At 47.2% G+C, this 25,839-nt stretch carries 23 protein-coding genes, 1 tRNA gene, 2 pseudogenes and 1 CRISPR repeat array; of the genes and pseudogenes, 18 read left to right on the top strand and 8 right to left on the bottom strand.

Features of this window, described 5'->3' with window-relative positions; all coding sequences use genetic code 11:
* Positions 1–689: 689 nt before the first annotated feature.
* The 5 genes from purF to RID53_RS12675 form a co-directional block, all read right to left on the bottom strand.
* The gene (purF, locus tag RID53_RS12655; protein WP_446388437.1) at positions 690–2,183 is read right to left on the bottom strand and encodes an amidophosphoribosyltransferase; all 1,494 of its coding nucleotides are present in this window, start codon (positions 2,181–2,183) and stop codon (positions 690–692) included.
* A 168-nt stretch (positions 2,184–2,351) separates the two neighbouring features.
* Entirely contained in the window at positions 2,352–4,694 is a 2,343-nt protein-coding gene (purL, locus tag RID53_RS12660) for a phosphoribosylformylglycinamidine synthase subunit PurL (protein ID WP_446388438.1), read from the bottom strand.
* A gap of 469 nt (positions 4,695–5,163) precedes the next feature.
* Positions 5,164–5,778 (bottom strand): PEP-CTERM sorting domain-containing protein, encoded by a 615-nt coding sequence (locus RID53_RS12665; protein ID WP_446388439.1) that lies wholly within the window; start codon positions 5,776–5,778, stop codon positions 5,164–5,166.
* Positions 5,756–5,941: a hypothetical protein gene (locus RID53_RS12670; protein ID WP_446388440.1), complete on the bottom strand. Its 186-nt coding sequence runs from the start codon at positions 5,939–5,941 to the stop codon at positions 5,756–5,758. Before RID53_RS12670 ends, RID53_RS12665 begins: the two co-directional genes overlap by 23 nt.
* A gap of 280 nt (positions 5,942–6,221) precedes the next feature.
* Positions 6,222–6,488: a hypothetical protein gene (locus RID53_RS12675; protein WP_446388441.1), complete on the bottom strand. Its 267-nt coding sequence runs from the start codon at positions 6,486–6,488 to the stop codon at positions 6,222–6,224.
* Between the two features lie 444 nt (positions 6,489–6,932).
* On the opposite strand from RID53_RS12675, the gene RID53_RS12680 reads away from it, so the two are divergent.
* Positions 6,933–7,745, top strand: a complete 813-nt coding sequence (locus tag RID53_RS12680; protein WP_446388442.1) for a CheR family methyltransferase — start codon at positions 6,933–6,935, stop codon at positions 7,743–7,745.
* 64 nt (positions 7,746–7,809) lie between these two features.
* Here the strand turns inward: RID53_RS12680 and RID53_RS12685 are convergent, their stop codons facing one another.
* Positions 7,810–8,070, bottom strand: coding sequence for a hypothetical protein (locus tag RID53_RS12685; protein WP_446388443.1), 261 nt, complete (start codon positions 8,068–8,070; stop codon positions 7,810–7,812).
* A gap of 466 nt (positions 8,071–8,536) precedes the next feature.
* On the opposite strand from RID53_RS12685, the gene RID53_RS12690 reads away from it, so the two are divergent.
* From RID53_RS12690 to RID53_RS12710, 5 genes and pseudogenes are all read left to right on the top strand, one after another.
* On the top strand, positions 8,537–9,418 hold the full coding sequence (locus RID53_RS12690) for a class I SAM-dependent methyltransferase (protein WP_446388444.1): 882 nt from the start codon (positions 8,537–8,539) through the stop codon (positions 9,416–9,418).
* A 10-nt stretch (positions 9,419–9,428) separates the two neighbouring features.
* Positions 9,429–10,136 carry an HAD family hydrolase gene (locus tag RID53_RS12695; protein ID WP_446388445.1) on the top strand — a complete coding sequence of 236 codons (708 nt, stop codon included), beginning with the start codon at positions 9,429–9,431 and terminating at the stop codon, positions 10,134–10,136.
* 29 nt (positions 10,137–10,165) lie between these two features.
* Positions 10,166–10,735, top strand: a complete 570-nt coding sequence (locus RID53_RS12700) for a pyridoxamine 5'-phosphate oxidase family protein (RefSeq protein ID WP_446388446.1) — start codon at positions 10,166–10,168, stop codon at positions 10,733–10,735.
* Positions 10,736–10,859: 124 nt separating this feature from the next.
* A tRNA-Ala gene (locus tag RID53_RS12705) sits at positions 10,860–10,932 on the top strand.
* Between the two features lie 341 nt (positions 10,933–11,273).
* Positions 11,274–12,179, top strand: a pseudogene (locus RID53_RS12710) (type IIL restriction-modification enzyme MmeI); the annotation flags it as partial.
* A 227-nt stretch (positions 12,180–12,406) separates the two neighbouring features.
* Here RID53_RS12710 and RID53_RS12715 read toward each other — a convergent pair.
* Positions 12,407–12,973: a Uma2 family endonuclease gene (locus RID53_RS12715; RefSeq protein WP_446388447.1), complete on the bottom strand. Its 567-nt coding sequence runs from the start codon at positions 12,971–12,973 to the stop codon at positions 12,407–12,409.
* 162 nt (positions 12,974–13,135) lie between these two features.
* Here RID53_RS12715 and RID53_RS12720 point away from each other — a divergent pair, with 162 nt between their 5' ends.
* The 5 genes from RID53_RS12720 (at position 13,136) to RID53_RS12740 (ending at position 17,517) form a co-directional block, all read left to right on the top strand.
* Positions 13,136–13,375 (top strand): DUF2281 domain-containing protein, encoded by a 240-nt coding sequence (locus RID53_RS12720; RefSeq protein ID WP_446356712.1) that lies wholly within the window; start codon positions 13,136–13,138, stop codon positions 13,373–13,375.
* 8 nt (positions 13,376–13,383) lie between these two features.
* Positions 13,384–13,794, top strand: a complete 411-nt coding sequence (locus RID53_RS12725) for a type II toxin-antitoxin system VapC family toxin (RefSeq protein WP_446388448.1) — start codon at positions 13,384–13,386, stop codon at positions 13,792–13,794.
* Positions 13,795–13,964: 170 nt separating this feature from the next.
* Positions 13,965–14,198 carry a YgiT-type zinc finger protein gene (locus tag RID53_RS12730; RefSeq protein WP_446388449.1) on the top strand — a complete coding sequence of 78 codons (234 nt, stop codon included), beginning with the start codon at positions 13,965–13,967 and terminating at the stop codon, positions 14,196–14,198.
* A 30-nt stretch (positions 14,199–14,228) separates the two neighbouring features.
* Positions 14,229–16,304: a DEAD/DEAH box helicase gene (locus tag RID53_RS12735; RefSeq protein WP_446388450.1), complete on the top strand. Its 2,076-nt coding sequence runs from the start codon at positions 14,229–14,231 to the stop codon at positions 16,302–16,304.
* Complete coding sequence (locus RID53_RS12740) at positions 16,297–17,517, top strand: GIY-YIG nuclease family protein (RefSeq protein WP_446388451.1); 1,221 nt, start codon at positions 16,297–16,299, stop codon at positions 17,515–17,517. The genes RID53_RS12735 and RID53_RS12740 overlap by 8 nt, the downstream gene beginning before the upstream one ends.
* Here RID53_RS12740 and RID53_RS12745 read toward each other — a convergent pair.
* Positions 17,512–17,710, bottom strand: a pseudogene (locus RID53_RS12745) (hypothetical protein); the annotation flags it as partial. The gene RID53_RS12740 and the pseudogene RID53_RS12745 overlap by 6 nt on opposite strands.
* 269 nt (positions 17,711–17,979) lie before the next feature.
* Here RID53_RS12745 and RID53_RS12750 point away from each other — a divergent pair.
* The 7 genes from RID53_RS12750 to cas6 all read left to right on the top strand — a co-directional run bounded on the left by RID53_RS12750 (position 17,980) and on the right by cas6 (position 25,795).
* Positions 17,980–18,213, top strand: coding sequence for a hypothetical protein (locus tag RID53_RS12750; protein ID WP_446388452.1), 234 nt, complete (start codon positions 17,980–17,982; stop codon positions 18,211–18,213).
* Between the two features lie 531 nt (positions 18,214–18,744).
* Positions 18,745–19,365, top strand: a complete 621-nt coding sequence (locus tag RID53_RS12755) for a FeoB small GTPase domain-containing protein (protein ID WP_446388453.1) — start codon at positions 18,745–18,747, stop codon at positions 19,363–19,365.
* The gene (locus RID53_RS12760) at positions 19,331–20,782 is read left to right on the top strand and encodes a nucleoside recognition domain-containing protein (RefSeq protein WP_446388454.1); all 1,452 of its coding nucleotides are present in this window, start codon (positions 19,331–19,333) and stop codon (positions 20,780–20,782) included. Before RID53_RS12755 ends, RID53_RS12760 begins: the two co-directional genes overlap by 35 nt.
* Positions 20,783–21,001 carry a FeoA family protein gene (locus RID53_RS12765; RefSeq protein ID WP_044208130.1) on the top strand — a complete coding sequence of 73 codons (219 nt, stop codon included), beginning with the start codon at positions 20,783–20,785 and terminating at the stop codon, positions 20,999–21,001. It begins immediately after the preceding gene.
* Positions 21,002–21,593: 592 nt separating this feature from the next.
* A CRISPR array of direct repeats spans positions 21,594–22,489; the repeat unit is 36 nt; unit sequence GTGCTATTACCTTTGATGCCGTAAGGCGTTGAGCAC.
* Between the two features lie 90 nt (positions 22,490–22,579).
* Positions 22,580–24,232, top strand: coding sequence for a type I-MYXAN CRISPR-associated endonuclease Cas1 (gene cas1, locus RID53_RS12770; RefSeq protein ID WP_446388455.1), 1,653 nt, complete (start codon positions 22,580–22,582; stop codon positions 24,230–24,232).
* Positions 24,233–24,240: 8 nt separating this feature from the next.
* Entirely contained in the window at positions 24,241–24,534 is a 294-nt protein-coding gene (cas2, locus tag RID53_RS12775; protein WP_044208133.1) for a CRISPR-associated endonuclease Cas2, read from the top strand.
* A gap of 625 nt (positions 24,535–25,159) precedes the next feature.
* Positions 25,160–25,795: a type I-MYXAN CRISPR-associated protein Cas6/Cmx6 gene (cas6, locus tag RID53_RS12780; protein ID WP_446388456.1), complete on the top strand. Its 636-nt coding sequence runs from the start codon at positions 25,160–25,162 to the stop codon at positions 25,793–25,795.
* The last annotated feature ends 44 nt before the right edge of the window (positions 25,796–25,839 follow it).

Consider the following 25,839-nt stretch of genomic DNA (forward strand, 5'->3'; position numbering starts at 1 on the left):
AACACAATTCAACAATGAGGCTTGCAGACCTTTTTGGGTTTACAAATGATTTGTAAACGCTATATAATTTTGCAAGCTGATTGTCTGCTGTAAATACGGAATCAATATCGTCTATCTTTATCATATTCGTTATTGAAAGTCAATTCCCATTTTTAACATTCAAAGAACTGACAAAAACTGTAGTGTTGACTACAAAAAAAATCTAAAAGTAGTGACGTGGCAAATCTAGGGCTTGCTGTACAACTCGAAAACCCTTATAAGTAGGTGGTAAACAATTAAAGTTAACGGTGGAGATCGTTATTTGTCATTTGTCAGATCCCAGCCCCTCACAGAACAACCCAAAACCTAATACCTAATACCTAATCCGGCATACATAACCCTTTTATGTCCAGATTCTAGAAGACGTTGCATCCAAGGTCTCTACTGGCGTGACCCAGCTAAAATTGTGGGATAGGTTGTAGGTTGGGTTGACGCCAGGAAACCCAACGGAATCTAGGGCTGAGGTTCCCTTACTAAAAGCCGAATTTAAGTCATCAAATAAGGTGTGCCACGCCACTACAGGGTTTTGGTGATTTGCTCTCAAAGGGGTAGTTAACCCGGATTTGGTATAATCTCATACCCACGCCCAAAAACAGTAGGGGCGCACCGACGTGCGCCCGATTTATCGCAGAAGCCAAAGAATGTTCTGATTAAACCTTCGCTTCTTCTAGCATCAACTTAGACCGTTTTAGCCTTTCCGGAACTGGAATCGGATAATCCCCAGTAAAACACGCCGAACAGAACGTATTCGCATTATCTTGAGTCGCCAGCATCATGCCTTCCCAACTCACATACGCCAGAGAATCCACGCCAATTTGTTCAGCAATTTCCTCAACCGACTTGGTTGCCGCAATAAGCTGGTCTTGAGAATCAGTATCAATCCCATAGAAACAGGGATGAGTCACAGGGGGTGCAGACACCCGCATGTGAACCTCACTCGCCCCGGCATCCCGTAACGCTTTGACAATCTTCCGACTCGTGGTTCCCCGGACAATGGAATCGTCCACAATAATCACTCGCTTACCCGTAAGCACATCTTTCAGCGGATTCAGTTTCATCCGAATCCCCGACTCTCGCATACTCTGCGTCGGTTGGATAAACGTGCGCCCCACATAGCGATTTTTAATCAATCCTTCCGCGTAGGGAATTCCCGACTCTTGGGAAAAGCCGATCGCGGCGGGAACCCCTGAATCCGGCACCGCAATCACAATATCAGCGTCAGTCGCCGCTTCTTTTGCCAATTGACGCCCTAAGCGTAGCCGATAGCTGTAGATGGTTTCATCCTGCATCACGCTATCCGGGCGGGCAAAATAAATCATTTCAAAAATACACAGCTTCCGTTGGGGTTTTTGACTCCAGTGGAAGGATGCCATCCCCTCATCGGTAATCCAAACCATTTCTCCCGGTTCGACATCCCGCAGGTATTCTGCGCCAATAATATCTAACCCACAGGTTTCTGAGGCGAGGACATAACGCATCGGATTCGTGCCTAAGGTACCAATCACCAAGGGACGAACGCCATGGGGATCACGCACCCCCATCACTCCTTCCGGCGTGCCAATCACCAAACTATAGGCACCTTCACAGAGGTTAAACGCACTAATCGCCGCCTCTAACCAATCCTTACCTTGATCCACTTCCGCACCGATCGCGATCGCAATCATCTCGGAATCCGTTGTGGTCAAAAATTCATCATAGTTACGGTTCTCTAAATGGGTTCGCAACGCTGAGGCATTGACTAAATTGCCATTATGTGCTAGAGCAAAAGACCCTAAGCGAGTCTGAACCACAGCAGGTTGGGCGTTAACCACTCGACTTGACCCGGTTGTCGAGTAACGGGTATGACCTACCGCCATAGTCCCCGGTAGCCGTTGCAAAATTTCTTCGTTAAAGACTTGGGAAACAAGTCCCATATTCTTATAGAGATGCACCTGTTCTCCCTCAAAGGTGGCAATCCCCGCTGATTCTTGACCCCGATGTTGCAGGGCAAACAGACCGAAGTATGTTAGCTTGGCGACATCTTCTTCTGGCGCATAGATACCAAAAACCCCGCAAGCTTCTTCAGGTTTGTCGGGGCGCTGGCTAACAATCTGATCAGATTGAGCAGAATTGGGGATAGAGGAGTGGGGTGGCTGGAGAATCATGGGTATTATTAGCTTACTCCTGATAGTGGCAGTCAGTTCGACTTGTATTAACGCAAATCAATCGGGAATCGTTAAGTTTAATTAACGATTCCTTAACGATACCATTAATTTGTAAGTCATGGATCATGCGTCATTAGTCCTTCATCAGCCGTGACTGCCTCAACACGGCTACAAGCGACGTTCTAGGGCGTTAAAGAAGCGATCGCTCATATCTGCGATCGTAGCGTTGATTAAGGGAGGATGATCATTCATTAAAATTTTTAATCCTTCCGAGAGAGATTTAACCCTCCCCAACCGTTGCCAATCCTGGGTCGATTCCCCTAGAGACTCCCGCAGGTAAGCCTCCCAATCCCCTTGGGCTTCCGGCTTCACCGACACCAGAATCCGACTGGCGCTTTCACCGAATAAAATTTCATCCCAGCGCCGTTCCCCAGACGCATCGCCCAATTCAATCTCAGCCCCCAATCCGCCAGAAATACAACATTCCGCCAGCGCCACAGCTAATCCACCCTCGGCACAGTCATGGGCTGAATTCAGGAAGCGGCGGCGAATGCCTTCACGACAAGCCGCTTGCACCCGACGTTCTAACTCAAAATCCACAATAGGCGGTTTTCCAGCAACAACGCCATGAATCGCACTCAAGTATTCTGAACCACCTAGGGTTAACTGCGGTGTGGTTACAGTTAGTGATAATCCCAATAAATAAATTAAATCCCCTTCACCCTGCCATCCTTGAGAACAAATCTGACTTAAATCTGGAATCGCCCCCACCATTCCAATCACCGGAGTCGGATAAATCGGTTGGGGATTTCCCTGACTATCCACGGTTTCGTTATACAGCGAGACATTTCCCCCCGTCACAGGCGTCGCCAATTCTGCACAAGCCTCAGCGATACCCTGACAAGCCGATGCCAGTTGCCAGTATCCTATCGGCTTTTCTGGTGAACCAAAATTCAGATTATCGGTGACGGCGACAGGTTCTGCCCCTACACAGCTTAAATTACGGGCGGCTTCGGCGACGACTACCTTTGCGCCTTCGTAGGGGTCAAGATAGATATAGCGAGAATTACAATCTACCGTAGCCGCGACACCGGATTGGGCATTGCGCCCTGATTCCGGGGGACGTAAGCGGATGATTGCCGCATCTGCACCACCAGGAAGCATGACCGTGTTATTTTGTACCTGATGGTCATACTGACGATAGACCCAGCATTTTGAAGCAATGGTTGGTGTATCCAGGAGTTGTAGGAGAATATCACTCCAGGATTTAGCCTCACCCGAAACTTCTATCCCCGTACTGGTACAACTCGGTAATGACTCAACCGCCCATTGCCAAGCCTCTTTTGCATAATCTGGCGCTTCAGTCAACACATCCCGATAATAAATCGGCGTATTATCCGATAACGCCGTAGCTGGGATTTCCGCCGCCACTCCCCCTTGGAACAGAATCCGTACAATCGGTTCTTCAATCACCGTACCGGCGACAACGGCATGAAGTTCCCAACGGTGGAAAATATCAATTAACTCCTGTTCTCGTCCCTTATGTGCCACAAACAGCATCCGTTCCTGGGATTCCGAGAGTAAATATTCATAGGGAACCATCCCGGTTTCGCGGACTGGAATTAAATCTAAATCCAATTCAATTCCCACACCCCCCTTTGCCGCCATTTCCGAGGTGGAACAAGTAATCCCCGCCGCCCCCATATCCTGTGCCGCGACAACTGCACCAGTTTTAAAGGCTTCTAGACAGGCTTCAATCAGGCATTTTTCTAAGAAGGGGTCGCCTACTTGCACTGCTGGGCGGTCATCCATGGATTTATCGGTCAGTTCTGCACTAGCAAAACTCGCACCCCCCATGCCATCGCGCCCAGTTGTAGACCCCACATACAGCACCGGATTCCCAATTCCTGACGCCCCCGATTTAACAATTTCTGGCGTTTCCATCAATCCCAGCGCCATCACATTGACCAGGGGATTCCCAGTATAGGCAGGGTCAAAGTACACCTCACCGCCAACCGTAGGGACACCAACAGAGTTACCATACCCAGAAATACCCGCCACAACCCCCGAAAATAAGCGCCGGGTGCGGGGATTATCCAGGGAACCGAAACGCAGGGAATTCAAAACCGCAATGGGACGTGCCCCCATGGTAAAGATATCCCGCAGAATTCCACCAACGCCTGTAGCTGCACCTTGATAGGGTTCTACCGCCGAGGGATGGTTATGGGATTCAATTTTAAACGCGAGTTGGAGTCCGTCGCCCAAGTCTACCACACCCGCATTTTCCCCCGGACCAACAAGGATACGTTTCCCGGTGGTGGGGAATTGTTTGAGGAGGGGGCGGGAGTTCTTGTAGCAACAATGTTCTGACCACATGACGCCGAACATCCCCAGTTCCGCTTTATTGGGGTGACGTCCTAGGCGTTTAACAATTTCCGCGTATTCGTCCGGCTTGAGTCCTTCAGCGGCGATTTCTTCGGGGGAAAAGGGGGCAGAGGATAGAGTAGACATGGAACCCTTGTACAAATGGCACAGGGATAATTGTATCGATTAATGGGCGTCTGGCTAGTAATTCTGAATCAGAGACTGTAGGGGCGGGTTTGACTGCTATCCTTTCTTGGTTGACCCTGATGTGACTAAACCCGCCCCGATAAACGTCGCTTGGCAAGGAGATAGTTAACACGGATGGATTCACAGCGCCCCACCAGGGCGAGGGATTGGCTGAAACTGGTCATTGAAACAGGACTGACAAGTTCCCTCAAAACCATCAATAAACCGCTTCAACATATCAGTTTGTAGGGTGTGTTAGCGAAGCGTAACGCACCTTTACCATCAGTAGTGTGTGCTTCCACTATTCTAGCTGTGTCAATCCACTACAACAAATCTCATGTTCATAAAAAATAATGGATTGGATAACCGTAATTTGGTGAATCCAACCCATTCATAGTTTATCACTAGAAAGCGTGCAAGGTTATTGTTTCTATGACTTGGTCGTGTCTTTCTGGCTCTTTTTCGCTGATTTTTTCTTGAGTAATCTACCCATTCCCAGAGCAGCCACTGAACCCAGAATAGTTGCGGGTTCAGGAACGGGTTCAGCCTCTACTGAAGTTGTGGTAAAACTCGGACCAAAATAACCCGGGGTTCTTGAGGAGGAAACATTATCCGGTCGAGTCAGACTGGGAACATTGAACGCTTGACGAGCTTCACCAAATACAACGTCAGGACTGGTCGTGATATTCACAAAAGAATTCAAAATAGAGGAACTGGTAACAGTAGCATCAAATCCATCTGCAGGGTTGTAGTAACCAATTACATAAGTTGTGTTGGGATTCAGTTGCAGATTAGGCACATCAAGAACGCGCCATATTCCTCGGCTATCTGCACTAGCAAGAGTGGGGTTGCTTGTACCTGCTGAAAAAGTTCCTTGTAAGAGCGGAGTAGTCGAAGTAGTATCCCAAACTCCCACATCATGATTTCCCGAGAACCCATTACTATCTAGATCAAAAAGCAAGAGTTCATCTAGAGCAACAGTATTATTGACGGTAAAACTCCAACCTAAAGTTGAATCTAGACTAGCTGTAGCTATCCCCCCCATTAGGATCTACTGCCCCATTAGGATCTACTGCGATTGTTGACGCTTGAGCAAAATTAGAACAAATGAGATTGAAGGTTAACACTGTTGCCGCTGTGCCTAATACTTTTCCTAAATTATGCATTTTATTTGCCTCTGATTTTTGGTTGTTTTGGCTGTTAAACATAAGCATAACAGGATTTTTGGTGGCTGAAAGGATAAAGCAATAACTTTACATTATTTTTACAAGAATCTGCTTTTTTTTTAAGATTTGATGAAGTTGGGAAAAAGGGGTGGGTATTTCAGTAGTGCCACACCGCTATCGTGGGGAGAGCGAAGCGTAACGCACCTTTACCATCAGTAGTGTGTCCTCCAGCATTGTAAGCTGTTCTATGCCAGTAGTAAGGGAACCTTAGCTCTATATTGTTGGGTTTCCTGTCGTCAACCCAACCTACAACCTGCACGATTTACAGCGCCCCACCTGGGCGAGGAATTGGTTGAAACTGGTCATTAAAACAGGTTTTACAAGTTCCCGGAAAAGCATGAATAAACCGCTTTAACATATCAGTATCTTCGACGAATACAGTCATCCACACCGACCAAAATCCTCTTGTCTTAGCCGTTTCTACAATCTGTTCTCGCATGAACGATGTATCGTTCTTTTTCAGATTATTCAATGACCGTTCAGCAATATCCCAAGCTTTTTGGCGATTAAGCCAGCGTCGGTCTTTCATGGCTGGAAGGTCTTGTTCCCTTTTGTACTACATTTTGAAGTGGACAATTTGGGCTTGAATATCTGCGGAATGGGAATGTCGATTATATATATAGCAACCGCCATAGCGGTTAGGACACATCATTTATGTTCCAGACGCGCCATGGCGCGTCTCTACAATGGTGCTTAGCGAGCAAGATGCTCGCACTACAAGGATTTCACAATTCTTGCCAAACCTCTAAAGGATGGTTTGTAATCTGGGATAGCGTAGATTCTTTTACTGAAAAATAATACGGTCTACCACCCGCACAACCAATCTATTCTGACCAACTCAATCGCATTTGATTGAAGCCTTAGTCCCAAACTGGCGGATTGCTTTGTTTTGAGTACCTGCTACTTTTTCCACTTACCTGTTCACCCCAACCTACAAATGGGATCAAATGTGAAATTCTAGATAGTTGCAGCGATGAAAGATACTGAATGCGTTCGCTTATTACAGTGGGCTTTACCTCAATTAAACCTACGTTGGGCGGGGTTTCGTAAGGTGCGAAAGCAAGCCTGTAAACGAATCCAACAGCGTATTTTTGAACTTGGACTATCCGATAGTGACGCCTATCAATCTTACCTAAATACCCATCCGGAAGAATGGACAATATTAGATTGCTACTGTCGAATTACGATTTCCCGATTTTATCGCGATCAACAAATTTTCCAACCGTTACATCAAGAACTATTTCCCCAACTTATCCAACTTGCCCAAGAACGAGGTGACACAGAATTTGTCTGCTGGAGTGCTGGCTGTGCATCGGGAGAAGAAGCATATACTCTTTCTATTCTCTGGCATTTAGCTAAATTCTCTCAAATTTATAACCTTTCACTGCGAATTGTTGCGACTGACGCCAATGGCTATCTGTTGGAGAGGGCAAGAATGGGTTGTTATCAATGGGGAAGTTTAAAAGAACTTCCGTCTGACTGGTTGGCACAGGCTTTCACTAAATCTGATGAATTTTATTGTATTCGTCCTGAGTTTCGTGAAGGAATTGAGTTTAAACAACAGGATATTCGTACCACTATGCCTTCGGAGTCATTTAATATGATATTGTGTCGAAATCTAGTCTTAACCTATTTCGATGCAGACTTACAACAAAAGGTGTTATCACAGATGCTCAAGCGATTGCTTCCTAGAGGCGTATTTGTTGTTGGCAGCCATGAATCTTTACCTGAAAATTTTCGGCAGATGCAAGCTATTCGGCTAGGACTTTATCGAAAAGAACACTAATTTGGGTTAGGATTGACGATTGATGGTTGACGGTGGCTAAGTCACTGGGATTTCTCAAAAGACGTTAACCAACACAAGCGCTGGCTTTTAAAGGCTGATGAGAGGCTAATGAACGGGGGATTAAGCCCGCAAAGGATAACTCCCCTTGTTGTTTGATTTGAGTATTTTGAGAATTGTTCTTGGCAATAATAAATTCGAGAATTGACTGGGCTTGTTGGGGATCGTGTAGGTAGTAGATCGCCTGAGATTTAGGCGAGAGCCAGATTTGCAGCTTCCAGGGCTTAGATGCAGATACAGAGTTAGGTTCGAGGGAAAAGGTAATCATTATCGGCTGGTGTCCTGATTTCAAGGGAGTAAAGTAAATAGATGGAGAACCTGAAAGTTGAGAGAAAGAAATGCTTTCTTGATTCCCACTTATAACTTTACCGGATTTTCCTACTCTTTAGAGAGAGTTAAATCATACCGAAGTTTTGATTGTAATCCGCCCTGGGGGTGAGCTACGTAATATAAATTTGCTGAAATCGATCAACTTAATAACGTGATTGAAGTCACAAGCATGGTGGCGCAAAACTCATTCTTTGGCTGGAGAAAAACTGCCGAGCTGCCATTATTTAGGAGTCATTTGTTATTCGCTCTTTCTCCAGTGAGTCTATTATTGATCAGAAAATGTTGTTTTTGTCAATCCCACCGAATGCATAGGTAGTCTCAAATATGACCCTATCGGTGCGTTCTGTTGGGAAGCGCCAATACTATTACAATAAGTTAAGCAAGTATAATCTGAGTTTAAACTTATGGTAAGTAGCCAAGACACGCTTTGGGAGCGATTCTTACAACCCATTGTTGGCGTATTCATCGATCAAGAGAAACTGCGCCAGCTTTATGAGAGCATTGACTGGCAACGAGAGAGCGATCGCCTTTCTACACCTGACTTAGTTTACCCGGATTACTACAAGAGTCAGAACTTCCACGGGATTGAAGGGGGTTACTTGAATGGTGGTGCAGCAACCAGCTATGATCCGATTACCCAATACGCTTTACCTCCCAACGAAACCTGGGTACGCCAGGAGTTAATCGATCGCATCCAGGGAACACCGCGACGGATTCTGGATTTAGGCTGCGGTACGGGTTCAACTACCCTGCTGTTAAAACAGGCATTTCCTGAAGCTGAGGTAATCGGTTTGGATTTATCCCCTTATATGTTAGTCATGGCAGAGCGCAAAGCTGAAGCCTCTGGGATAGACATTCAATGGCGTCATGGTAAAGCGGAAGAGACAGGCTTACCAGAAGCGTCTTTTGACCTAGTGACAGCTTCCTTATTATTCCACGAAACCCCCCCAGCCGTGGCGAAGTCGATTTTGCGGGAAAGCTTCCGACTCCTCAAGGGAGGTGGACAAGTTCTGATCTTAGATGGTAACCAGCGAACCTTGCGTCAAGTAAACTGGTTAACGGAGGTGTTTGAAGAACCCTATATTCAAGATTACGCCACCGATAGCGTAGACGCCTGGATGGGTTCGGCTGGGTTTGAAGCGGTGCAGACTCAAGACGTGTGGTGGCTGAATCAGGTTACCCAAGGCATGAAACCTCTCCCCGTAGACGGACAAGTGTACCAACGGACTCAACGCCGCACAATCGACGACTTAGGTTCCCAAGGTATTTTAGCTCCAGCATATTGAAGAATGTGGTATGAGTTTAAAGGCAGTTCTGTTTGATTTCAACGGCGTGATTATCAACGATGAGTCGATTCACCAGCAACTCATCGAAGACATTCTGCTGGGTGAAAATCTGCGTCCCTCGGCGGCGGATTACTGGGAGGATTGTTTAGGGCGTAGCGATCGCGCTTGCTTAAAAGTGTTATTGGAGAAACGAGGTCGGGTACTGAGTGAGGAGGAATTAACCCGTTTAATCACCAAAAAAGCCAACGCCTACCGTCGTCAACTGAAAACTCTATCTAAATTACCGATATATCCGGGAGTCGAAGATTTAATTTACAAAATCCGCGTGGCTCAACTCCCCATGGGGGTGGTGAGTGGGGCGTTGCGATCAGAAGTTGAGTTAGTCTTGGATCGAGCTGAATTATTGCAATATTTTCCGGTTATTGTGGCAGGTGATGACATTAAAGTGAGTAAACCGGAACCGGATGGCTATCTGTTAGCAGTGGAACGCCTCAATCAGCAGTTTCCACAACTTAATGCCAAATCCTCTGATTGTCTCGCCATTGAAGACACCCCGGCGGGTATTGAAGCGGCAAAACGAGCCGGGATGCAAGTCGTCGGCGTTGCTAATACCTATCCCTTCCACATGCTTCAGCGTCAAGCCGACTGGACGGTTGATTACCTGCATCAGCTTGAACTTGAGCGCGTGCAGGAAGTCTACGCTCAGGTTGTGGGTTAGATAGCGTAGCCGTGCGATTTGCAGCAACGGTGGAACAATCAAATGCACAAGAAGGAGCAATCATGGAACTCGCTACCGCCGCCAATGCATGGATCAACACAAAGGACTCCAAGAATCCGGAGGTCATAGAGAAAGCTCGCTACATTATTAACCATAACTACTATTGTGTGCTTTCAACCTGTTCACCTGATGGATTACCTTGGGGTTCTCCCGTGTTCTTTGCTTATGAATACAACCGGGGTTATCACATTTACTGGTGTTCGGCTGTAGATGCAAAGCATTCGCAAAATCTTTATCATAATTATGGACGAGTCGCTATCACTATATTTGATTCAAGCGTCGCCGAAGGAACAGGTAGTGGCTTATATTTCTATGGTTCAGCGTCTGAGCTGGATGTAGACCAAATAGAAAGAGTCGTTAAACTGATGGCGAATCGCGCTGGCAAGGAGATTAATCGGACAGTAACGGATTACTTAGATGGGTCACCTCGTAGGCTTTACCACTTCCAGCCTGATCAAGTGTGGATAACTGGAGAAAGGCTTCCCGTGGGTAATCAGTTAGTTGACACAAAAATCCAAATTAGTTTGTCTGAGTTTTGATATAAGTAGGTGGACACAATAAAAGCTAACGGTGGAGAACTCGCTTCCCTTGAGAAGCAAGCTACGTCCTTTGTCAGGGTTTATCGCTCAGGTGAGCCGCTACAGTATGCTAGACTAGGAGTCTGGGGAATTAGCTCAGTTGGTAGAGCGCTGCGATCGCACCGCAGAGGTCACCGGTTCAAATCCGGTATTCTCCATTTTTGTCAATTGCCACATTATTTGTCATCGTTGTTTGATTAGTGTCATCTTGACAAATTGAATTAACTGGCATCTGTGGTTAGATCGAATTCATGCAAAACTTCAGTGAAAGTTGTAGGCGCGTTGGTTGCCCGATCAAAAGCCGATACCGTTGGAGTAAAATACTCAATGGAAGAGTTGCAGATCGGTGGCGATGATGGTCGTTTGCATCCCAATCCGCGAGAATTGAAATTCTGAGAGATTTAGCGTTAAAGCTATGAATGCAGTCGAAATCGAAGAAGCTGTTTCCCAACTCGCCGAAGCTCCCTTTGACTCAGAGGAGTTTCCCTTTGCCTTCCTTATAAATCCCTACTTAATCACAGGAGTAAACACAATAATTCAGCCTATTTCAAAACCCATATCTTCTGTGGATGAGATGAGTTTCGGTAATATGCCGAATGAAGGTGGTTTTTTACTACTGGATCAGATTGAAGCAGAGAATGCCACCAAAAAGCATCAAGTAAAGTCCCACTTTATACGACACTTTATAGGTTCTCAAGAATTTATTAAGGGTCAGCAACGTCGTTGTATTTGGATCAATGATGACGAATATCCTGAAGCTAAACATAATGCTTGGTTAAGCGACAGGTTTGAATCCGTTCGCATCAAAAGAGAAACTTCCAATCGACAGACAACCAAGCAACTTGCAGATACTCCATATCGTTTTGGTGAAGTTCGCCAGCGTGGTGATGAAAGAGTAATTGTAGTTGCTGCCATTAGTTCTGAAAATCGAGACTTTCTTCCCTGTGGACTTCTACAACGAGGCACGATTATATCTAACAAATGCTACGCCCTATATGATGCCCCCCTCTGGAACATGGCAATCATCGCCTCGCGCCTCCACTGGGTCTGGATTGGCACAGTTTGCGTTCGCATGAGAACCGATTTTTCCTACTCCAACACCCTTGGCTGGAATACCTTCCCCGTCCCCACCCTCACTGAAAAAAATAAAACCGATCTCACCCGTTGCGCTGAAGACATCCTTTTAGCGCGGGAACAGTATTTCCCCGCCACGATTGCGGATATGTACGACCCAGAGCGCATGGACAAAGAGTTTCCCCTAGTGCGAGAAGCCCACGATCGCAATGATGAAGTATTAGAGCGCATCTACATCGGTCGTCGCTTCAAAAATGACACAGAACGCTTAGAGAAGCTGTTTGAACTTTATACGAAAATGACCACACCGAAATCTTCCTCAAGGTTGTAGTATTCGCCCTCATCCCCCAGCCCCTTCTCCCAATCTGGATATTGCTGGCGAATTGGAAAAACCTAACCCCCCAGCCCCCTTCCCTGCGTAGCTTGCTTCCCCGAAGGGGTGGGAAGGGGGAGAATCAAAGCCCCTCCTCGCGTCGGGGAGGGGTTTGGGGAGGGGTCTGACCCCTCAGTTAATGACCAGCAGTATCAATCTGAGAGAGGGATTTAGGGTGAGGGAAATCAGAAGGCAATGTCTTCGTACAGGTTAGTCAACTCAGCTTCAAACTCAAGGCTAGTCAGGTGAAAAGTATTGTGACTGGGGGCATAGAATTGAAATAACCACAGCCCCTCCTCGGTACGACGGTAACAATCTACTCGTTGCTGTCTGGTACTAATCAAGACATATTCTTGCAGACTGTCGAGGGTTTGATAGTCGATGAATTTATCCCCTCGGTCAAAGGCTTCGGTAGAGTCAGAGAGGACTTCAATGATTAGTTTGGGATAACGCTTATAGGTAGTAGTTTCTGCGTCGCGGGGGTCACAAGTCACCATCAAATCAGGATAGTAGTAACAGTTGCACTCTTCAAGTCTGGCTTTGACATCGGCAAAATAGACGCGACAGTCTGACCCCCGTAGGTGGCTACGCAGCAGGGTGTAGAGGTTTCCAGCAATCGTATTATGAGCATCGGTTGTCCCCGCCATAGCATAGGCTTCACCATTGCGATATTCGTGTTTGGTGTCGCTGGTGGCTTCGAGTTGGAGGTACTCGTCAGGAGAGAGGTAATAATTGTCTGGGGTAGCAATCATGGATGAGGAAGGGGTGAATTGGGTAGTCCTGTTTTTAATTTAGTTCAAAAAGTGCAATGCATTCAGCAGGCTACACCTACGCGCCTCCAACAGCAAGTCAAGCCCAATCTCAATCGGGGCAAATGATAAAATTAAACCAGTTTCTTCGCGTTAAACTAGCCAATGCTGACCCTAGACCAACTCATTGCCGAAGCCACTGCCCTCCCTGATGCTGACAAAGCAATCCTGATTGATAAACTGACAGCAAGCATGGACGAACAACGCACGGCTTCAAAAACCGCAACTATTCCCCCTGGTACTCTCACCAAACTTCGAGGTATCGCTAAACGTTCTAGAAAAACCCCCAGCGATAAAGAACTGCAAGCAGAGTACACCGATTATTTAGTTCAAAAATATCAGTAACCTTTCTCGTGAAAATTCTCATTGATACCAATGTTGTCATCGATCTAATTTCGGAACGAGAACCCTTTGTGGAAGAGGCAGTGAGACTTTTCCAAAAGATTGAACAAGGTAATTTAGAGGGCTATATTGCAGCTACTACCATCACCAATATTTTCTACATCATCCGCAAAATAGAAGGTCGTGCAGTTGCCCTCGAAGCAATCAAGCAACTTTTAAGCGGTCTAAGACTCTGTTCTGTTGACCGTCAGACTATCGAAACAGCCCTTAGCTTTGACCTCATTGACTTTGAAGATGGCATTCAACTCGCCTGCGCGACTTTATCTCAACTTGACGGCATTGTAACCCGCGATCGCCAAGATTTTCTCAACAGTCCCCTCCCTGTTTATTCCCCCACAGAACTGTTAAACCAACTCCAGTAGAAAACCGATGAACAACGCGATGCCTACGGCAGACAATGCTCTCGTCCTAAGCTAAAACGCATTTAAATTGGGAATGGGTAGCGAGCAAGATGCTCGCACTACTATTACACTATACGAACCCAACCCCAAAAAATGGAATAACAACTTTACGCAAAGGAGACTAAATAGCCATGACGACTAACTCACAAGCAGCTTATGTTGAGAAACAAGTAACCTATACCTTAAATCTGAATGGTCAAATTATTTTGATCGAAAACGTCCCTGCCCGTGTTAATGAAGAAACAGGGGAACAGTTTTTCTCCCCCTCAACCGTAGAACATTTACAACAGACCCTTTTAGATCACCCAGAACCCGACCATTTTATCCGCGTTCCGGTGTACAACTATTCAAAAAATGTAGCATGAATCCTCTGCCCAAAAATTTCTCCCTTGCCCATGACCCAACCTAACACCATTCCCGCCGTTTCCGTCACCTACACCCAAGCGGGCACTTCTACTCGCCTCAATGAGCTAGGGATGCGCCCGATGCAGGAACGGGCTTACCAAAAGCGGGGGGAACAATACCTGTTGATTAAATCCCCCCCTGCGTCTGGCAAAAGTCGCGCCCTGATGTTCATCGCCCTGGATAAACTCGAAAACCAGGGATTACAACAAGCGATTATTGTTGTTCCTGAAAAGTCCATCGGGGCAAGTTTTCACAATGAACCCCTGAGTCAGTTTGGTTTCTGGGCAGATTGGTTCGTTGAACCCAAGTGGAACCTCTGCGACGCACCGGGTACTGATGGCGGTAAGGTCGATGCAGTGCGGAAATTCCTTGATAGTGATGCCAAAGTGCTGGTCTGTACCCATGCCACCTTTCGCTTTGCCGTAGATAAATTTGGGGTGGAAGCCCTGGATAACCGCCTGATTGCCGTCGATGAGTTTCACCACATTTCCGCCAACCCAGACAACAAGCTGGGCGATATTATACGTCAACTGATCAGCCGCGACCAAACCCACATTGTCGCCATGACAGGTTCCTATTTTCGCGGGGATGCCGAAGCGGTGCTACATCCTGAGGACGAGGCGAGATTTGATACTGTCACCTACACCTATTACGAACAACTCAATGGCTACCAATACCTGAAACAACTGGATATTGGCTACTATTTCTATGCAGGAAGCTACACCGACGCCATCATGGAGGTACTCAATCCCCAAGAGAAAACCATTATCCACATCCCCAACGTCAACTCCCGCGAAAGTACCAAAGATAAAATCCGCGAAGTCGAACACATCATCGAGGAACTAGGGGAATGGCAGGGAACTGACCCGGCAACGGGGTTTCAACTGGTACAAACCGCCGATGGTAAAGTCTTGAAGATTGCCGATCTCGTAGACGACGACCCCAGCAAGCGAGATAAAGTCACAGCTACCCTGAAAGACCCCAGACAGAAAAATAAGCGCGATCGCGTGGATATCATTATCGCCCTGGGTATGGCAAAGGAAGGCTTCGACTGGATTTGGTGCGAACACGCCCTCACCATCGGTTATCGTTCCAGCCTCACCGAGATTGTTCAAATCATCGGTCGCGCCACCCGTGATGCCCCCGGGAAAACCCACGCCCGTTTCACCAACCTCATCGCTGAACCCGATGCCAGCGAAACTGCCGTGACTGAGGCAGTGAACGACACCCTCAAAGCCATTGCTGCCAGCCTCTTGATGGAACAGGTACTTGCTCCCCGCTTCGAGTTCAAACCGAAAAACCCCAACAATCAACCCACCCCTGGCTTTGATTACGGAGAAAATGGCTACGATCCCCATGGGTGTAATGTGGGAGTCAATGCAGAAACGGGACAAATCCAGCTAGAAATTAAAGGACTCGCTGAACCCAAAAGCCAGGAAGCCCAACGGGTTTGTCGGGAGGACTTAACCGAACTGGTGACAGCTTTTGTCCAAGACAAGCCTAGCCTTGAGCGGGGTTTGTTCGACGAAGAACTGGTGCCAGAAGAACTAACCCAGGTGCGGATGGGCAAAATTATCACAGAGAAGTTTCCCGATTTAGAAAAGGAAGATCAAGAAGCAGTTCGTCAACACGCGATCGCGGCGCTTAACCTCGTCCAACAAGCCAAGCAAACCGTAAATGAAAAGGGTGGGACGTATAATGTGAATTCCAATGATGGCGAAGGGACAAAAAACACCGCCCTTATCGACGGGGTAAGGCAGTTCGCCCTCTCAGTTACAGAACTGGATATGGATTTGATCGACCGCATCAATCCCTTTGGGGAAGCCTACGCTATCCTAGCTAAGTCCATGAGCGAAGAACGGCTCAAGCAAGTCGCGGCAGTGATTGCTGCCAAGCGAATCAGTCTCTCGGTTGATGAAGCCAGAGAACTCGCCAAACGAGCAAAGCGATTCAAGCAGGAACGGGGACGATTACCCTCCCTCACAGCAACAGACCCCTGGGAAAAACGCATGGCTGAGGGGGTAGCTTTCCTGCAACGTAAAGTGAAGGAGGAAAAAAATGGTTAAACACACCACTGATGAGGATATAGACCTACTCGCGGAATTAGGAGTAGATACCGCCCCTCCACCCCAAGTCAAGCGCACCCCCAGAGAAGAACGGATCATCGCTGGATTTGAGGAAATCGAACGCTTTGTCACCGAACAAGGGCGACTTCCTCAACACGGGGAAGACCGCGATATTTTTGAGCGCATCTACGCCGTGCGCTTAGATCGTCTACGGAACTCGGAGGAATGTCGCGCCCTCCTCGAACCGTTAGACTCACGGGGTATCCTCAATGCTGACACCGATTTTAACCTCCCTCCAGAAACAGATCTGGATGATGAAGCTCTGTTAACCTCCCTGGGGGTTGAGGCAACACCAGGGAACGATATTACCCAGCTTACCCATGTGCGATCGCGTAGCGTTGCCGGAGGCAAATCGCGTCAGGAGATTAAAGCTGCCGAGGAAATTGCCCAACGCACCCCCTGTCAGGACTTTAAACAGTTCAAACCCATCTTTAAAAAAGTGCAACAGGAGTTAGAAACTGGGGCTAGAGAAACCCTGAAATATCGGGATGATGCCACTGTCAATCAGGGGGATTTCTTTATTCTGGATGGGCAGAAGTTGATTGTTGCCGATCTCGGTGAACCGTTTATTAGCGATTATGGTAAGCCAGACCGCAGGTTACGAGTCATTTATGACAACGGGACAGAGAGTAATTTATTGCTGCGATCGCTCCAACGGGCATTGAATAAAGACAAAACCAGTCGTCGCATCACCAACCCTGATTTTAGTTCCCTGCCCCTGTTTGCCCAAACCGAAGCCGAAGACGATATCACAACGGGCTACATCTATGTGCTCAGAAGCCAATCCGACGATCCTTTCATTGTTCAGAATTATGAGTTAGTCCACAAAATTGGTGTCACGGTCGGTGATGTCAAAAAGCGAATTGCTAACGCGGAAAAAGACCCAACCTACCTACTCGCAGAGGTGGAAATCGTCGCTACCTTCAAACTGGCTAATATCAACCCACAGAAACTGGAAGCACTCCTGCACAAGTTTTTCGACAATGTTCGTTTAGATGTAGAATTGCGCGATCGCTTTGGCATTCCCGTACAGCCGAGAGAATGGTTTCTCGTGCCATTAGAAGCGATTGAAGAAGCGATTGAAAAAATCAAAGCAGGAACAATCGATCAATTTCGCTACGATCCAGAAACAGCAAGTCTCACCAGCTCGTAAGGTCATCCGAGCATCCTTCTCCGCATCCTCTGGACGTTCCTGTATATTTACAGTATAAGCGATGGTGCAGGCTCCCCCGTGTTTCAACCGGGGGAGTGTCAACCGTGTACCCAGGGAGTGTCGAAAATAGCTCTGTGTTGAATGTCCCGAAAGGACGCTCAACTGCTCCTCCCTCAGAAGGGCGTAGGCGTAGCCCGTAGCCCGCCGAAGGCATCGCCCAGCCAATCGACGTAGCTGGTCAGTTTTACAAAGTAATTTTTCAGTTTGTTAAGGCTTTGGTAACTCTTGTATCAACATCACTACAATCGTGAGTTGGTGGAGCCAGATGAGTTATGGTAAAAAAAACAAGCAATCCTTAAGTAATTCTTAAAGGAGTCGTGTTCTTGCTCAGATCGCGACACAGCGCTGGAAAACCAGCTTTATTTCTCGGCTGCTGCCACTTTACCTAAGGAAGGAGATTGTATGACTCCCACAATGCTGCGTCAGTTGTGGTCTTTAATTGAAACGACTCAAACGAATCTGCTACTGAAACTCGATGATGCTAGTCTGGTTCAGTGGATACTCAAGCAATTCAAACAAGAGCGAGGTCTTAACTCAGAGGAAATGCATATTTTGAATGACTATCTCTATAATCGCTTGTCTCTGATCCGGGATCTGGCAGAACAACGGTACACGGCGAGTAATCCGTCATCCTAGGGTAATTTGGGGGTAATTTGGGGGTAAATACCCATCCGGAACAAAAGAAAGAGGGGGGATGGGGTGATGGAGTGAGTAACGGTGACAGGCAGCAAGAAGATTGAGGTGGGCAATAGCACGCTCTGGATAACTTGAGTATTTCCTTATTGGAGGACTCTTGCCCACCTTATTTTTAATTAAATCGGCTGATTCTTAACGTTTATTAAAAAATATTGCGATAAATTACTAACTGTTTCGTGTCTAGCCAACACCACGTTGCGACTAATCCCTAGTACAGTAAAGGGAATTTGTTTCAACGTTTATCCATCTTGTCAGACTGAGACAATAGGTTTAAACTTTTATCAGGACAGGGAAAAAGACTTCCGGTTATTGGAGCTCAGCTGAGAGAGGTTCCTCTTACCCTGCTTAAATATTAAGCTTTCTTAAAAGGTAGACCTGATACAGAAACCTAGGTCATTATTGACTACACTTAATGAGAATTACTTTTAACAAGTTGGAGAATTTGCTTTCCATCATTGGAGTCAAAACGATATGGAATGTCACAAATGTCAGAACACCTGCCACCGCAAGCCTAACAGAAGGAGGGGCTGGAAGTGGTGGAGCAAACCGCCGCAACCCTCACCCCTGAACACTGAACCGATTCCCCAAGTCGCGTTGGTGGGGACGCCCAATGTGGGTAAAAGTGTTCTGTTTAATGCCCTGACGGGTACGTATGTCACCGTCTCCAACTATCCTGGTACAACGGTGGAAGTCTCCAGAGGTCAGATGACGGTTGGGGATCGCCTGTTTGCGGTGGTGGATACGCCAGGAATGTATTCCCTACTCCCGATTACCGAAGAGGAAAAAGTGTCGCGGGATTTATTACTCCGCGAATCCGTAGACGTGGTGATTCATGTCGTCGATGCCAAAAACTTAGGGCGGATGCTTCCCTTGACGTTTCAGCTTATTGAAGCAGGTTTGCCTGTGCTGTTAGCCGTGAACATGATCGATGAAGCCGAACAACTGGGGATTCAGATTCACCGGGATCATCTGGAGATGGAATTAGGGATTCCGGTTGTCACTATGGCAGCGGCACTGAATGTTGGTTTACGAGACTTGAAATATAAGGTGGATGATTATGTTAAGTCAGGTTGCTTATCCGGAACCTATTGAGGGGGCGATCGCGAAACTGGAGTCTTTGTTATCACGATTGTCGCTATCCCAGGATTATCCCCTATCTCGGCGTAGTATTGCCCTACTCTTATTGCAAAAAGATCCGGCATTGTGGCAACAGCTTCAGCTTCAGGGGACAGAAGCCGAAATTCAAGCCGCGATCGCCGATGCTGAGAGTCAGTTGGATGAACCGTTAATTTCTGTCATTGCTAAGGCGCGTCAGCAACGGGCGTGGGTGATCGAACAAACGGTTCTCAGCGAATCCAGTCAAGGCAAAACCCCGTTAGCGGAACGACTGCACCAACTCACGGTGAATCCGTGGACAGGATTTCCGATTTTGCTGGCGATTCTCTATTACGGGGTTTACAAATTTGTCGGCGAATTCGGGGCGGGGACGATGGTGGATACCATTGAAACCTTCTTTGAGACATATATTAATCCCGTTGTCAACCAAACGGTAGCGGTCATTTTACCCTGGCAACCCCTACAGGATTTAATTGCCCACGATTACGGGATTATTACCTTAGGGATTCGCTATGCGGTGGCGATTGTCTTACCCGTGGTTGCTACATTCTTTTTAATGTTTTCCTTCCTGGAAGACAGTGGCTATCTGCCGCGACTATCCCTAATGCTAGATAACCTGTTCAAAGCGATCGGGTTATCGGGGCGGGCGGTAATTCCGATTGTGTTGGGATTGGGATGTGATACGATGGCAACCTTAGTCACGCGAACCCTGGAAACGACACGGGAACGACTGATTGCCACATTTTTACTCTCCTTAGCCATTCCCTGTGCGGCACAGTGGGGGGTAATTGTGGGATTGTTAGCTCAAAAACCTGCCGCGTTGTTGATTTGGGGAGGAGTGATTGGGGCGATTTTTATGATTACGGGCTATTTAAGCGCCCGCATGCTTCCGGGAAACCCAGCTAGTTTTTACATGGAAATTCCCCCCTTGCGCTTTCCCAAACTGCAAAACATTCTGGTGAAAACCTATCTCAGAATGAAGTGGTATTTCTTGGAAATTATGCCCCTATTTATTTGGGCATCAGTGATTATTTGGTTTGGGCGTTTGACCGGGTTGTTTGGCTGGATTATTCGGGGGATTGAGCCGATTGCCTTAGGATTAGGATTGCCCAGAGAAGCTGCACCTATCTTTTTATATGGCTTCTTCCGGCGGGATTACGGCGCAGCTGGGTTGTTTGATATGCAGCAAGAGGGGATTTTTACGGGGAATCAGTTGGTGGTGACAGCGATTGTGTTGACGCTGTTTTTACCTTGTATTGCCCAACTGCAAGTCATGTTGAAAGAGCGCGGGGCGAAAATAACCTGGGCGATTGTGGCATTTATTTTTCCCTTTGCCTTTTTTGTGGGATATCTGGTCAATAGTTTGTTAAATGTATTAGGAGTGACGATTTAAATGATTGCACTAGCATCAGTCAAACGAGGAAATAGCGGCACCGTTGCTGCGTTGAAGACAAAGGATGAGATGACGTTGCAGAAGTTAATGGCGATGGGGATTAGTCCCGGAATGCCGATTCTGTTGGAGCAACGGTTTCCTTCTTATATTATTAAGGTGGGCAGAACTCGGGCGGCGTTGGATCGGGAAATGGCAAAGATTATTTATTTGCATCGCTAAGGGGTAAAGGTTATCGGGTTTAGGGTGATTTTGGCTAGGGTTAGATTGACGACAAGTGGAGGGTTAGGCAATGCTGTGTCTTTACCCTAGACAAACCCCTCCCTAACCCTCCCCTGCAAGGGGAGGGAACTGGAATTGATTGAGAACGGGCAATTAAAGAGATTTCTGTGGGATTGGATTTAGGATCTATATTGATGATGAGAGGGTGTGGCAGTGCCATGCCCCTACCGTAATTCAAAAGATGGTTGATGGGGTAGGGGTACGATACTATCGTGCCCTTATGATTGTGATGTCAACCGCCCAGTTGACGGCAAGAGATTGGTTGAAAATGCAAGCATCTGTGTCTGTTCAGGTTTGGAAGGCTGGGGAATGGGGTGCAAATCCATACAGGGCTTGGGTTTGCGGCTAGTTCAAGGAGGAGGGAGATGCTTGCAAAATGCTGGAATTCCTTGTATAGTAAGGGCTGTAGCGTTTTGGATTTTGGGAATTTTGCCCCGATTTGACCCGATTTTGGCGTGAGGAGAGTTGGATTTTGGAGATGCTTGCAAAATCGATTGGCAGCCATTATGATTTAAGGGGTCTAGCGATCGCGGTGCTATTACCTTTGATGCCGTAAGGCGTTGAGCACGCTCGCAAAAAAACGGTTTCTGACGTGATACGTGAGTGCTATTACCTTTGATGCCGTAAGGCGTTGAGCACAAAACTTAGTGTTCGACAAAGATAACACTGTATCGTGCTATTACCTTTGATGCCGTAAGGCGTTGAGCACGATAGATTTTTATTCAGCCTATCGTGGATTTTTTGGGTGCTATTACCTTTGATGCCGTAAGGCGTTGAGCACAGAGCATTTAGACCTACGGCGCTACCCAAGCCAGTTGTGCTATTACCTTTGATGCCGTAAGGCGTTGAGCACCCTTCCTAGAGGGTAAATACTATACTTTATCTTTAGAGTGCTATTACCTTTGATGCCGTAAGGCGTTGAGCACTGAACCGTATTCTCTTTCAAATCCATCGTGACTGTAGTGCTATTACCTTTGATGCCGTAAGGCGTTGAGCACGTTCTCAGCCGTGTTTAAGATTGTTTGATTTCCCTGGTGCTATTACCTTTGATGCCGTAAGGCGTTGAGCACTAGTAAACGAGCCTGGTCAAAAGGGCTGTCCTGCTGTTGTGCTATTACCTTTGATGCCGTAAGGCGTTGAGCACTTAGTTTAAGCTGTCAGCAAGCAACTGAGAATAAGTGCTATTACCTTTGATGCCGTAAGGCGTTGAGCACGATACAGTGTTCTTGGGAAAAGAGCACCTAGAGATCTGTGCTATTACCTTTGATGCCGTAAGGCGTTGAGCACCTCCTTTTCGGAAAGAGGTATTGTTCGAGCCTCTGTGCTATTACCTTTGATGCCGTAAGGCGTTGAGCACAGACTAATAACACACAACAAGACACTCGGTTAAATGTGCTATTACCTTTGATGCCGTAAGGCGTTGAGCACGAAGAATCCTTAGATGCGATCGCGAATAGTTCTCGTGCGATTACCTCAGATGCCAATCGGCGTGTTCAACTCTAACCAAAGGTATCTTTTATGCAAACACTTGATTCGACCCAAGACACGATTCGTGTGTCTGCCCTCCACGCCCTCGCTTATTGTCCGCGCCTATTCTATCTAGAAGAAGTCGAAGAACTCTACACCCAAGACGCCGCCGTTTTTGCAGGGCGCCGACTCCATGTCGAACTGGAAAAACAAGAGGATGAAGACTGGGAAGACTTATTCCTAGAAAGCCCAGAACTCGGATTACGCGGTCGAGTGGACGCCCTCCGCACCCGCGATGGACAAACCATTCCCTACGAACATAAACGCGGACGCTGTTACCGAGACGAGAACAATCAACCCCAAGCCTGGGACAGTGATAAACTGCAAATTCTCGCCTACGCTTACCTGATTGAATCGGCTTTGGGTATCCCAATTTCAGAAGGACGAATTCGTTACCACGCCGATAACGTCTTAGTTCATGTTCCCCTAGATGATCTCGGACGCGCCACGGTGCGAGATGCTATCCAACAAGCGCGAATTCTGCGACAATCCAGTCATCGTCCCCCCGTCACCGACAACGAGAGGATGTGTGTCCGTTGTTCCCTCTCCCCCGTCTGTTTACCCGAAGAAGCCCGACTCGCCCATAATCGGGAATGGCAACCGATGCGCCTCTTTCCCCCGGATGATGAACGCCAGGTGATTCATGTCTTGGAACCCGGAACAGCCGTTGGGCGTACCGGGGAACAACTGAAACTCAGCCGCCGGGGTCAACCTGTGGAAACGGTTCCCGTGCGTCAGGTGGGACAACTCGTCCTCCATAGTTTCTCCCAAATCTCCACCCAAGCGCTGCATTTTTGTGTGACTCAAGGAATTGGTGTGCATTTTATTTCTGGGGGTGGACGTTATATCGGTAGTTTTGATACCCGACAAGGCAGTATTCAGCGGCGCATCCATCAATATCAAGCCTTGAGTCAGCCGGATACTTGTCTGGAATTAGCCCGAAAATTAGTCACCTGTCGCGGTCAAGTACAGCGCAAATTCCTGATGCGGGGAAAGCGTGGCAGTCAGGGAAAATCGGCTAAACTAAAACGTGCGATCGCGCAGATGAAAGCGGTACTAAAAAATGTCTCTTCTGCCCCATCTCGTGAATCGTTATTGGGATTGGAAGGGAATTTAGCCGCGTCCTATTTTGCCGCGTTACCCTGTTTAATTGCCGCCACAGTTCCGCCTGAATTACGCTTTGACCATCGCAATCGCCGCCCCCCCAAAGACCGATTTAATGCTTTGTTGAGTTTTGGCTATGCCTTATTAATTAAGGATGTGATGAATGCCATCCTCACCGTGGGACTAGAACCCGCATTGGGATTTTACCACCAACCTCGTTCTCAAGCTTCACCATTGGCACTGGATTTAATGGAAATTTTCCGAGTTCCGTTGGTGGATATGGTGGTTATGGCTTCGATTAATAAAGGTCAGTGGGATGTACAAGCTGACTTTGACGTGCGAGGAGTACAGGTGTGGTTAAGTGATACGGGACGACGAAAGTTCGTGGGTTTATATGAACGCCGGAAACAGGAAACCTGGAAGCATCCTGTTACGGGTTATTCTCTCACCTATCGCCGTTTGTTGGAACTTGAAGTCCGTTTGCTGGAAAAAGAATGGTTCGGTGAAGGCGGTTTATTTGGTCAATTAATAGTGCGTTGAGGTGGGATATGGGTGAACAAAAAAACTGGTACTTAATTTGTTACGATATCCGCTGTCCCAAGCGCTGGCGCAAGGCGTATAAGTTACTTCAGGGATACGGTGAGCGGATTCAATACTCTATTTTCCGCTGTTTTTTGACCTTGCGGGGACGGGAAAAGTTGCGATGGGAGTTGGAGAGGGTATTAAAGGCGGAGGATAGTTTATTGCTAATTCGTCTTTCCGATCAATGTGTAAGTGGACTTCGCGCTTATAATCGTCCTGAGGCTTGGTCTGAGGTTCAAGCGGGATATCGGATTGTTTGATGCAACACTTAAGATTACCTCGGATGCCATTAGGTGTTGATTGATCATGTTTTAACCTCTCTCCTACAAGGAGAGAGTGCTTTTCTACTCTTGGAAATGGTGTATCACATTGAGTCTGAAAACGCTGTAGCAGCGAGCAAGATGTTAGCAGCGAGCAAGATGCTCGCACTACTATAAGGATGGGTTTGGGAAAGGCTTGCCAAACCGATTGGCAGTTATTATGATTTAAGAGTTCCTGTGATCGCTGTGCCATTACCTTTGATGCTGTAAGCGTTGAGTAGAGTAGAGTAGAGTACCCATTAGGTGTTGAGCAGAGCAGCGTTGAGCACTATCCCGTAAGTTGGACAGTTGCTGTGAAGCGGGCGGTGAGATTTATTCTTACTTGGGTCTTGCTGTCCTTGTTCCCTCAGATGCCGTCAGGCGTTTTTCTTGAATTTCCTTTTACTGTTGACGAGGTGTATAAACCAATGTATCCTGTAAGTAAGAATAGAACATCTTAAGCCAGATGGTGCTGAAATTTTGGCTGGTGGGCAATACCCACCCTACGACTGATTTGAGTGCCATTCATCCCCACCTCTGATCGCCGTCAGGCGCTGAAAACACCTGGTTTCAACTAGGTTCAACAATGAATTCGACAATAGTAGAACGGCAAACAGGTGCGTCTCCTATCGAACTGTTTGTCAATTTAAGCTTTAGTATTCAAGGACAAATGCTGCCGGCTGATCACGGCTTTGGCTTGTTTTCGGCTTTATCTAAACTTTGTGCGGCGATTCACCAGCAGAATGAAATTCAGATATTGACGATTCCCGGTATTCCCGATCGCCAAGGGAAGATTGCGCTGACGGATAGATCGCGCCTGCTGATTCGTTTACCGATTACCAAGATTCCCTTGGTTTATGCGATCGCGGGAAAGCGAGTTCACATTGGTAATCATCCCATCCAGATTGGGATTCCCAGGATTGAACCCCTCAACGCCAAGTCAAGGGTGCGATCGCGGATTGTGACGATTAAAGGTTATACCGAACCCGAATCCTTCCTCCAGGCGGCGCAGCGTCAACTGAATCGGTTGGGGGTGTCGGGAGAGGTGCGAATTCCTCTAAATCGGGATCAAACACCAAAGCGCAAAGCGATAAAAATTCAGCAGGATACGGTAGTTGGATTTACCACTGAAGTTAGCCATCTTAGTGAAGAGGATTCCCTGACATTGCAACGGTGGGGATTAGGAGGGCGGCGACACATGGGTTGTGGGGTGTTTTTGTAACCACTGATTTGACAGATTTATGGGGGAGATGGGGGTGGGGGTGA

Source organism: Coleofasciculus sp. B1-GNL1-01 (genome assembly GCF_040220235.1).
In the GTDB taxonomy this organism is placed as follows: domain Bacteria; phylum Cyanobacteriota; class Cyanobacteriia; order Cyanobacteriales; family Coleofasciculaceae; genus Coleofasciculus.